We start from the raw sequence: 10,255 nt of genomic DNA on the forward strand, positions 1-10,255 counted from the left end.
CTTCCACCGCGTCCCCATTGGCCGCCCCGTAGCCAATACGGTGCTGTACGTGTTGGACACGCATGGGCAGCCGGCTCCGGTGGGCATCCCGGGCGAGCTGCACATCGGCGGCGTGCAGGTGGGACGCGGCTACTGGCAGCGACCGCAGTTGACGGCGGAGCGCTTCATTCCCGACGCCTTCAGCGGCATACCGGGCGCGCGCCTGTACCGCACCGGAGACGTGGCGCGGTGGTTGCCGGACGGCACGCTGGAGTACCTGGGCCGGGCCGACTTCCAGGTGAAGCTGCGCGGCTTCCGCATCGAGCTGGGTGAAGTCGAGACCGCGCTTGCCGCGGACCGGGCCGTCCGCGACTCCGTGGTGCTGGCTCGTGAGGATTCGACGGGTGACCAGCGATTGGTGGCCTACGTCGTCCTGGACGATGCGGCGGCAGCGCAGGAGGTCGACGCGTCCTCGCAGTGGCAGGCCATCTACGACGAGGCCTACGCACGCGAGACGACGGAGAGCGAAGACCCGACCTTCAACATCGTTGGCTGGGAGGACAGCTACACCGGCGAGTCGCTGCCGCCCGCGCAGATGCGTGAGTGGGTGGACACCACCGTGGCGCAGATCCTCGGCTTCCAGCCCAAGCGGGTGCTGGAGCTGGGGTGCGGCACCGGCCTCCTCTTGTACCGGCTGGCGCCTCGCTGCGAGGCCTACTGGGGCGTCGATTTCGCCCGGCCGGCCCTGGACCGCATCGAGCGCCAGCGTGAGCGCATGGGCGGCGCTCTGGATTCCGTGCACCTGCTGCACCGGAGCGTGGACGACTTCTCTGGCCTGGAGCCGGGCTCGTTCGACACAGTCGTCATCAACTCGGTCGTCCAGTACTTCTCCAGCCCTGAGTTCCTGCTCGACGTGCTTCGCGGGGCCGTGCGCGTCCTGAAGCCAGGGGGCCGGGTGTTCCTGGGTGACGTGCGGAGCCTGGAGCTGCTCGAAGCCTTCCGTGCCTCGGTGCGCTTGCACCGGACCGCGGGCCCCGTCGCCACGTCCCAGTTCGCCTATCGCGTCCAGCGCGACATCCTGGCGGAGAAGGAACTGGTCCTCTCCCCTGCCTTCTTCACCGCCCTTCCAGAGCGCATCCCGGGCATCCAGCGCGTGGAGGTGCTGCCGAAGCACGGGCGCTACGACAACGAGCTCAGCCGCTTCCGCTACGAGGTCATCCTCCACGTCGGCGACGCGGCCAAGACTCCCGTCCGGCGCACGAAGCCGGACTGGGTGGACGGCGCCGGACTCACCCTGGACGGACTGCGCGAACAACTGAGCGCACGGCCTGGGCTGCTGGCCGTGCGGGGGCTCCCCAACGCGCGAGTCCTGGAGTCCACTCGGCTCGTTGAACTGCTGTCCGCCACGCCTCCGCCCACGGTGGCGGGGCTTCGCGAGGCCCTGCGTGACTGGCCGGGTCCCCGCGGCGTGGAGCCGGAGGACCTGTACGTTCTGGGCTCGGAGCTCGGCTACGAGGTCCGGGTGAGCTGGGCCTCCGCGCACCGGGATGGTGCGCTGGACGTGGTGTTCGCTCGCCCCGATGAGGTGGGCACGCTCGACTTGTCCCCCGAACCCAAGCAGGTCACCTCCTGGGATGGCCTTGCCAGCGATCCGCTGCGCGGGGCTCGGAGTGCACAGGCGGTGAGCCGTCTCCGCGACGCGCTGGCGGCCAAGCTGCCGCCGCACATGGTGCCCTCCGCCTTCGTGGTGCTGCCCGCCCTGCCCTTGTCTCCCAATGGCAAGGTCGACCGCAAGGCACTGCCCGCGCCAGAGGCCGAGCGCCTGGGCGCCGCGGACGCCTTCATCGCGCCCCGGACGCCCACCGAGGAGAAGGTGGCGCGCATCTTCGGTGAGATTCTGGGCCAGTCCCGAGTCGGCGCGAACGATGACTTCTTCGCGCTGGGGGGCCACTCCCTGTTGGCCACGCAGGTGGTCGTGCGCGTGCGCGCGCAGCTCAACACGGAGATCTCGCTGCGGACCCTGTTCGACGCGCCCACCGTGGCCCGTCTGGCGGAGCGCATCGAATCGCAAGCCCAACTGGCCGACGCACCGGGTGTCCCGGCACTGGTCCCGCTGGAGCGCGGTCCGTCCGCTGCCGAAGGACTGGCGGCTTCCTTCGCGCAGCAACGGCTCTGGTTCCTGGAGCAGCTGCACCCCGGGCAGGCCGCCTACAACCTCCCCGCGGCCCTGCGGCTGACGGGACCGTTGGATGTGGAGGCCCTGCGGCGCACCTTCCTGGAAGTGGTCCGCCGTCACGAAGCGGTGCGCACCACTTTCGTCACGCGCGAAGGACAACCGGTCCAGCGCATCCACCCGGCGCCGGCTGAATGGCCGCTGCCCGAGGAGGACCTGCGCGGCCTGGAGCCCGAGGCCCGCGACGCGGCCCTGCAGGCCCGGATGGCCGAAGAGGCCCACCACGCCTTCGACTTGGAGAAGGGTCCGTTGCTGCGCACGGTGCTGCTGCGCACCGGCGCGGACGCGCATGTGCTGCTGCTGTGCATGCACCACATCATCTCGGACGGCTGGTCCGTTGGCGTGCTGGTGCGGGAAGTGGCCGCGCTCTACGGAGCGCTGTCTCAGCGGCGTGAGGCCGCGCTGCCCGCGTTGTCGGTGCAGTACGCGGACTACGCCGCGTGGCAGCGGCGCGTACTGGAAGGCCCGGCGCTGGCGCCGCAACTGGACTGGTGGCGCTCACGCCTCGAAGGCGCTCCTTCGCTGGAGTTGCCCACCGACCATGCACGCCCCGCGGTCCGTAGCGGTAAGGGCGCCTCGTACTTCTTCACGCTGTCCTCGGAGCAAGTCGCGGGCCTGGAGCGCGTAGCCTCGGCCCACAACGCCACGCTGTACATGGTGTTGATGGCGGGCTGGCAGGCGCTGCTCGCGCGCTACTCCGGGCAGACGGACTTCTGCGTGGGCACGTCGGTGGCCCATCGCACCCGGCCTGAGCTCGAAGGGCTCATTGGCTTCTTCGTCAACACGCTGGCGCTGCGCGCGAACGTGGATGGCGATCCGCGTTTCGATGACCTGCTGGCGCGAGTCCGTGAGGAGTCCCTGGCGGCCTTCGCGAACCAGGACGTTCCCTTCGACCGGCTGGTGGAGGTGCTGGGCGGCCAGCGCGACCTGTCGCGCACTCCACTGTTCCAGGCCGCCTTCGTTCTCCAGAACGCCCCCATGCAGCCGCCCACGCTGCCGGGCATGGTCGTCGACGTGCTGCACACCGGCACGGACACGGCCCGGTTCGATGTGACCGCCCTGCTGGTGGAGCGTGGCGGGCGGCTGGAGGGCGAGCTCGAGTACAGCCTCGACCTGTTCACCCCGGAGACCGCGCGCCGCATGGTGGAGCACTTCCAGCGGCTGCTCCGCGGCGTCGTGGAGGACGCCTCACGCCGCATCAGCGCGGTGCCACTGTGGAGCGAGGCCGAACGCCACGAAGTGCTCGTGGCCTGGAACGACACGGCTGCGCCCTATCCCGCTGACACGACCGTCCATCAGTGCTTCACGGAGCAGGCGCTGAGGACTCCGCAGGCCATCGCCGTCGAGCATGAGGGCCGCTCGCTCACGTATGCGGAGCTGGATGCGCGTTCCAACCAGCTCGCGCACCACCTGCGCTCGTTGGGCCTGGGCGCCGAATCGCGCGTGGGCGTCTTCCTGCACCGGGGCCTGGACCTGCTGGTGGGCCTGCTGGGCATCCTCAAGGCGGGCGGCGCCTATGTGCCGCTGGACCCGTCGTACCCCGCGCAGCGGCTGGCCTTCATGGCCGAGGACTCCGGTGTCGCCGCCATCCTCACCGAGTCGGCGTTGGAGGACGAGCTGCCCGCCGGTTCGCAGCTCATCGTGGTGCTGGATGAGGAATGGGCGCGGATTGAGCGCCAGCCGTCGACGCCCGTGACGGGCGGGCTCGTGAGCCCAGAGCAGCTCGCGTACATCACCTACACCTCCGGCTCGACGGGGATGCCCAAGGGCGTGGCCATTCCGCACCGGGGCGTGGTGCGCCTGCTCATCGGCTCTCGCTTCGTGGACTTGGGGCCGTCGGAGGTGGTGCTGCAACTGGCGCCCCTGGCCTTCGACGCGTCCACTCTGGAGATTTGGGGCGCGCTGCTGCACGGAGCGCGCCTGGTGCTCTACCCGCAGCGCACGCCGGACCTGGCGGAGCTGGGGCAGGCGCTGGTGCGGCACCAGGTGTCGGTGCTCTGGCTAACGGCGGCACTCTTCGAGCAGATGCAGCAGCACCAGCCGGAGGCTTTGGGCACGGTGCGTCAGCTGCTCGCTGGCGGCGACGTGTTGCCGGCGCCTCGCGTCCGGGAGCGGCTGGCGCAGGGCGTGGGGTTGGTAAACGGCTATGGCCCCACGGAGGGCACCACCTTCACCGCGTGCCACCGGATGGCGCCGGGCGACGCGGTGGGTGACTCCGTCTCCATTGGACGGCCCATCGCGAACACTCAGGTGTACGTGCTGGACTCGGAGATGCAGGCGGTGCCCGTGGGTGTCCCGGGTGAGGTGCTCATCGGCGGTGACGGCCTGGCCCGGGGGTACCTGGGCCAGCCCGCGCTGACGGCCGAGCGCTTCGTGCCCAATCCCTTCGGGTCTCCGGGGGCCCGGTTGTACCGCTCGGGAGACCGTGCGCGTTGGCAGGCGGACGGCACGCTCCAGTTCCTGGGCCGCGTGGACTTCCAGGTGAAGCTGCGCGGCTTCCGCATCGAGCTGGGTGAAGTCGAGGCCGCGCTGCGCAACCACTCCGCGGTGGAGACGGCGATTGCCGTGGTGCGCGAGGACATCCCGGGGGACCGGCGGCTGGTGGCCTACGTGACACCGGAGAATGTGGACACCGCGTCCGTCCGGGAGCATCTGCGCCAGCGGCTCCCCGAGTACATGGTGCCCAACGCCGTGGTGGCGCTGAGCACCCTGCCCCTGTCTCCGAATGGCAAGGTGGACCGTAAGGCCCTTCCGGCTCCGGACCTCGTCGGTCTGGGGGCTGAGGACTTCGTGGCGCCCCGAACGGAGCTGGAGCAGCAACTGGCGGTCCTGTTCAGCGAGGTGCTCGGACTGGAACGCACGGGCCTGAACGACGACTTCTTCGAACTGGGAGGCCACTCGCTGCTGGCCACCCAGGTCGTGACCCGGCTGCGCGCCCAGCTTGGCGTGGACCTGCCGCTGCGCACCTTCTTCGAGGCCCCCACCGTGGCGCGCCTCGCCGCGCGCCTGGAGTCGGCGCCGCGAACCAGCACTTTGCTTCCCTTGGAGCCCCTGCCCCGGCCGGCCCAAGGCGAGGCGACCTTCGACGTCTCGTTCGCGCAGCAGCGGCTCTGGTTCATCGAGCAACTGCATCCCGGACAGTTCACCTACAACGTGCCCGCGGCATTGCAGCTGAAGGGGCGGTTGGACGAGGAGGCGTTGCGGCGCACCTTCCTGGAAGTGGTCCGCCGTCACGAAGCGGTGCGCACCACCTTCGTCATGCGCGAGGGTCAACCGGCCCAGCGCATCCACCCGGCGCCCGCCGAGTGGCCACTGCCCGTCGAGGACTTGAGCGGCTTGGAGCCCGAGGCCCGTGACGCGGCCGCGCAGGCCCGCATGGTCGAAGAGGCCCACCGCGCCTTTGACTTGGAGAAGGGGCCGCTACTGCGCACGGTGCTGCTGCGCACGGGGCCGGACGTGCATGTGCTGCTGCTGAGCATGCACCACATCATCTCGGACGGCTGGTCCATGGGCGTGCTGGTGCGGGAAGTGGCCGCGCTCTATGAATCGCTGTCGCAGGGCCGTGACGCCGTGCTGCCAGTGCTGACCGTGCAGTACGCGGACTACGCCGCATGGCAGCGACGTGTGCTGGAAGGCCCGGCGCTGACGCCGCAGTTGGACTGGTGGCGCTCGCGGCTCGAAGGCGCTCCCACGTTGGAGTTGCCCACCGACCACCCGCGCCCGGCGGTGCGCACGTTGCGCGGGGCCACGCATACGTTCACGCTGCCGCCTTCCCTGGTGGCTGGGCTGGAGCGCGTAGCGTCGGCCCACAACGCCACGTTGTACATGGTGCTGATGGCGGGCTGGCAGGCGCTGCTCGCTCGCTACTCCGGGCAGACGGACTTCTGCGTGGGCACGCCGGTGGCCCATCGCTCCCGGCCCGAGCTCGAAGGGCTCATCGGCTTCTTCGTCAACACCCTGGCGCTGCGCGCGAACGTGGACGGCGATCCCCGTTTCGAGGACCTGCTGGCGCGAGTCCGCGAGGAATCCCTGGCGGCCTTCGCGAACCAGGACGTTCCCTTCGACCGGCTGGTGGAGGTGATGGGTGGCCAGCGCGACCTGTCGCGTACCCCCTTGTTCCAGGCCGCCTTCGTCCTCCAGAACGCGCCCATGCAGCCGCCCACGCTGCCGGGCCTGGTTGTCGACGTGCTGCGCACGGGCACGGACACGGCCCGGTTCGATGTGTCTGCGTTGCTGGTCGAGCGCGGCGGGCGCCTGGAAGGTGAGCTCGAGTACAGCCTCGACCTGTTCACTCCGGAGACCGCGCGCCGCATCGTGGAGCATTTCCAGCGGCTGCTCGAAGGTGTCGTGGAGGACGCTTCACGCCGCATCAGCGCGGTGCCGCTGTGGAGCGAGGCCGAGCGCCACGAAGTGCTCGTGGCCTGGAACGACACGGCTGCGCCCTACCCCGCCGACACCACTGTTCATCAGCGCTTCATGGAGCAGGCCCGGCGCACGCCGGAGCGTGTCGCGGTGACCTTCGAGGGCCGTTCGCTCACCTACGCGGAGCTGGACGCTCGTTCCAACCAGTTGGCCCGGCACCTCGTGTCCTTGGGACTGGGGCCGGAGGCCCGCATTGGCGTGTGCGCGTCGCGCGGGTTGGAGTTGGTCATCGGGGTGCTGGGTGCACTCAAGGCCGGTGGCTGCTACGTGCCGTTGGACCCGTCCTGGCCCGTCAAGCGCCTGGAGCACGCGACCTCGACGGCGCGCCTGTCCGCGGTGTTGACGTGGCAGTCGCTGTTGCCCTCCCTCGAGGACGGTCCGTGGCACGTCGTGGCGCTGGACGCGGATGCGGCGGACATCGCCCGTCAGTCCCCGGAGGCCGTGCAGGTTCCCGTGTTCCCAGAGGGACTGGCGTTCGCCACCTTCACCTCGGGGTCCACGGGAACGCCCAAGGGCGTGGCCGTGCCACATCGGGGCTTGCTGCGGCTGAGCGAGGGCTCCCGCTTCCTGACCCAGGCGCCCGAGGAAGTCACCCTTCAGCTCGCGCCTGTGGCCTTCGACGTCTCCAGCATCGAGCTGTGGGGCACGCTGCTGCACGGCGGCAAGCTCGTCGTGTACCCGCCCGGGACGCCCGAGCCGGACGCGGTGGCCCGGCTCATCGTCGAGCACAAGGTGTCGTGGCTCGTCCTGGCGACGTCACTCTTCGATCTGTTGCAGCAGCACCAGCCCGAGGTCCTGGCGCGAGTGCCCAACCTGCTGATGGGCGGCGAAGCGATGCCAGCCCCCCGTGCGCGGGAGCGGTTGGCGCGGGGTGGTGCCCTGACCAACGGCTACGGGCCCACCGAATGCAGCACCATGGCCACCCGGCATACACTGTCGCCTGGGGACTCCGTGGGCCGCTCCGTCCCCATTGGCCGGCCCATCGACAACACCGAGGTCTATGTCCTCGACCCGGCACTGCGTCCCGTGCCCGTGGGCGTGCCGGGTGAGCTGTGCCTGGGAGGACCGGGCCTCGCGCGCGGCTACCTGAACCGCCCGGACCTCACGGCCGAGCGCTTCGTGCCTCACCCGTTCAGCGCCGCCCCTGGAGCCCGGCTCTACCGCACGGGTGACCGCGTCCGCTGGAGCCCGGACGGCGTGCTGGAGTTCCTGGGCCGGTTGGATCACCAGGTGAAGGTGCGCGGCTTCCGCATCGAGCTGGGTGAAATCGAAGCCGTGCTGCGCGCGCATCCTTCTGTCGTCGAGGCCACGGCCGTCGTGCGCGAGGACGCCTCCGGCAGCAATCGCGTGGTGGCGTATGTCGTTCCCCCGCAGGCGGATGTGGCGCCGCTGCGCGAGTACCTGCACCAGCATCTGCCGGACTACATGGTCCCGTCCGCGTTCGTCGGACTGGACGCCTTCCCGTTGACGCCGAATGGCAAGGTGGACCGCAAGGCCCTGCCGGCCCCGGACCTCGGTCTGGGAGCGGCGGACTACGTGGAGCCTCGAACGGAGCTGGAGCAGCAACTGGCGGCCCTGTTCCGCGAGGCGCTTGGCCTGGAACGCGTGGGCCTGAACGACGACTTCTTCCTCATGGGGGGCCACTCGCTGCTGGCCACCCAGGTTGTGACGCGGCTGCGCGCGCAGCTCGGCGTGGACCTGCCGCTGCGCACCTTCTTCGAGGCCCCCACCGTGGCGCGCCTCGCCGCGCGCCTGGAGTCGGCGCCGCGGACCGGCACCTTGCTTCCCTTGGAGTCCCTGCCCCGGCCGGCCCAGGGCGAGGCGACCTTCGATGTCTCGTTCGCTCAGCGCCGCTTGTGGTTCATTGAGCAACTGCATCCCGGACAGGTCACCTACAACATGCCCGCGGCCTTGCGGCTGACGGGACGGTTGGACGAGGAGGCCCTGCGGCGCACCTTCCTGGAAGTGGTCCGCCGTCACGAAGCGGTGCGCACCACCTTCGTGACGCGCGAAGGTCAACCGGTCCAGCGCATCCACCCGGCGCCCGCCGAATGGCCACTGCCCGTCGAGGACTTGAGCGGCTTGGAGCCCGACGCTCGTGACGCGGCCGTGCAGGTCCGCATCGCCGAAGAGGCTCACCACGCCTTCGATTTGAAGCAGGGCCCGCTGCTGCGCACGGTGCTGCTGCGCACGGGGCCGGACGTGCATGTGCTGCTGTTGTGCATGCACCACATCATCTCGGACGGCTGGTCCATGGGCGTGCTGGTGCGGGAAGTGGCCGCGCTCTATGAGGCGCTGTCGCAGGGGCGTGAGTCCCCGTTGCCAGCGCTGACGGTGCAGTACGCGGACTACGCCGTGTGGCAGCGGCGCGTACTGGAGGGCCCGGCGCTGGCGCCGCAACTGGCCTGGTGGCGCTCGCGGCTCGAAGGCGTTCCCACGTTGGAGCTGCCCACCGACCACGTGCGTCCCGCGGTCAGTAGCGCCAAGGGCACTTCGTACTTCTTCTCGCTGTCCGCGGAGCTGGTGGCGGGTCTGGAACGCGTGGGCTCGGCCCACAACGCCACGCTGTACATGGTGCTGATGGCGGGGTGGCAGGCGCTGCTCGCGCGCTACTCCGGGCAGACGGACTTCTGCGTGGGCACGTCGGTGGCCCATCGCACGCGGCCGGAACTCGACGGGCTCATTGGCTTCTTCGTCAACACCCTGGCGCTGCGCTGCCGGTTGAACGGCAATCCGACCTTCGCCGAGCTCGTGGTCCGTGTCCGCGACGAGGCCCTGGGCGCCTTCGCCCATCAGGACGTGCCGTTCGAGCAGCTCGTGGATGCCGTGGGCGGTGAGCGCGACCTGTCCCGGACGCCGCTGTTCCAGACGCTCTTCGTGCTCCTGAACTCGGACCTCATCCAAGCGCCGTCGCTTCCGGGGCTCCACGTCGACGTGTTGCCGAGCGCGACGGACACGGCCCGGTATGACTTGACGCTCGCGATGAGGGCGCGCGGCGGCGAGTTGGAAGGCCAGCTGGAATACAGTCAGGACCTCTTCACCGCGGACACCGCCAGGCGAATGGTGGAGCACCTTCGAGTGCTTCTGTCGGCGGTGGCGGATGGGGCCGGTTCGCAGCGGCTCAGTGCGCTGACCATGATGGAGGCCCAGGAGCGCCAGCAGGTGCTCTCGACCTGGAATGCCACCCAGGCCGCCTATCCGGTGGACGCGACCGTGCCTTCGCTCTTCACGGAGCAGGCACTGAGGACTCCACAGGCCATCGCCGTCGAGCATGAGGGCCGCACGCTCACGTATGCGGAGCTGGATGCGCGTTCCAACCAACTCGCGCACCACCTGCGCTCGCTGGGCCTGGGCGCCGAATCGCGCGTGGGCGTCTTCCTGCACCGGGGCCTGGACTTGCTGGTGGGCCTGCTGGGCATCCTCAAGGCGGGCGGCGCCTACGTGCCGCTGGACGCGTCGTACCCCGCGCAGCGGCTGGCCTTCATGGCCGAGGACTCGGGTGTCGCCGCCATCCTCACCGAGTCGTCGTTGGAGGACGAGCTGCCCGCCGGTTCGCAGCTCATCGTGGTGCTGGATGAGGAATGGGCGCGGATTGAGCGCCAGCCGTCGACGCCCGTGACG

1 protein-coding gene is annotated in these 10,255 nt (G+C 70.1%); it reads left to right on the forward strand.

The window, feature by feature from the left end; translation table 11 throughout:
• On the forward strand, positions 1-10,255 hold a 10,255-nt coding region (locus BLU09_RS37810; protein WP_143043283.1), incomplete at both ends, for a non-ribosomal peptide synthetase.

It is taken from the genome of Myxococcus virescens (assembly GCF_900101905.1).
Classification (GTDB): domain Bacteria; phylum Myxococcota; class Myxococcia; order Myxococcales; family Myxococcaceae; genus Myxococcus; species Myxococcus virescens.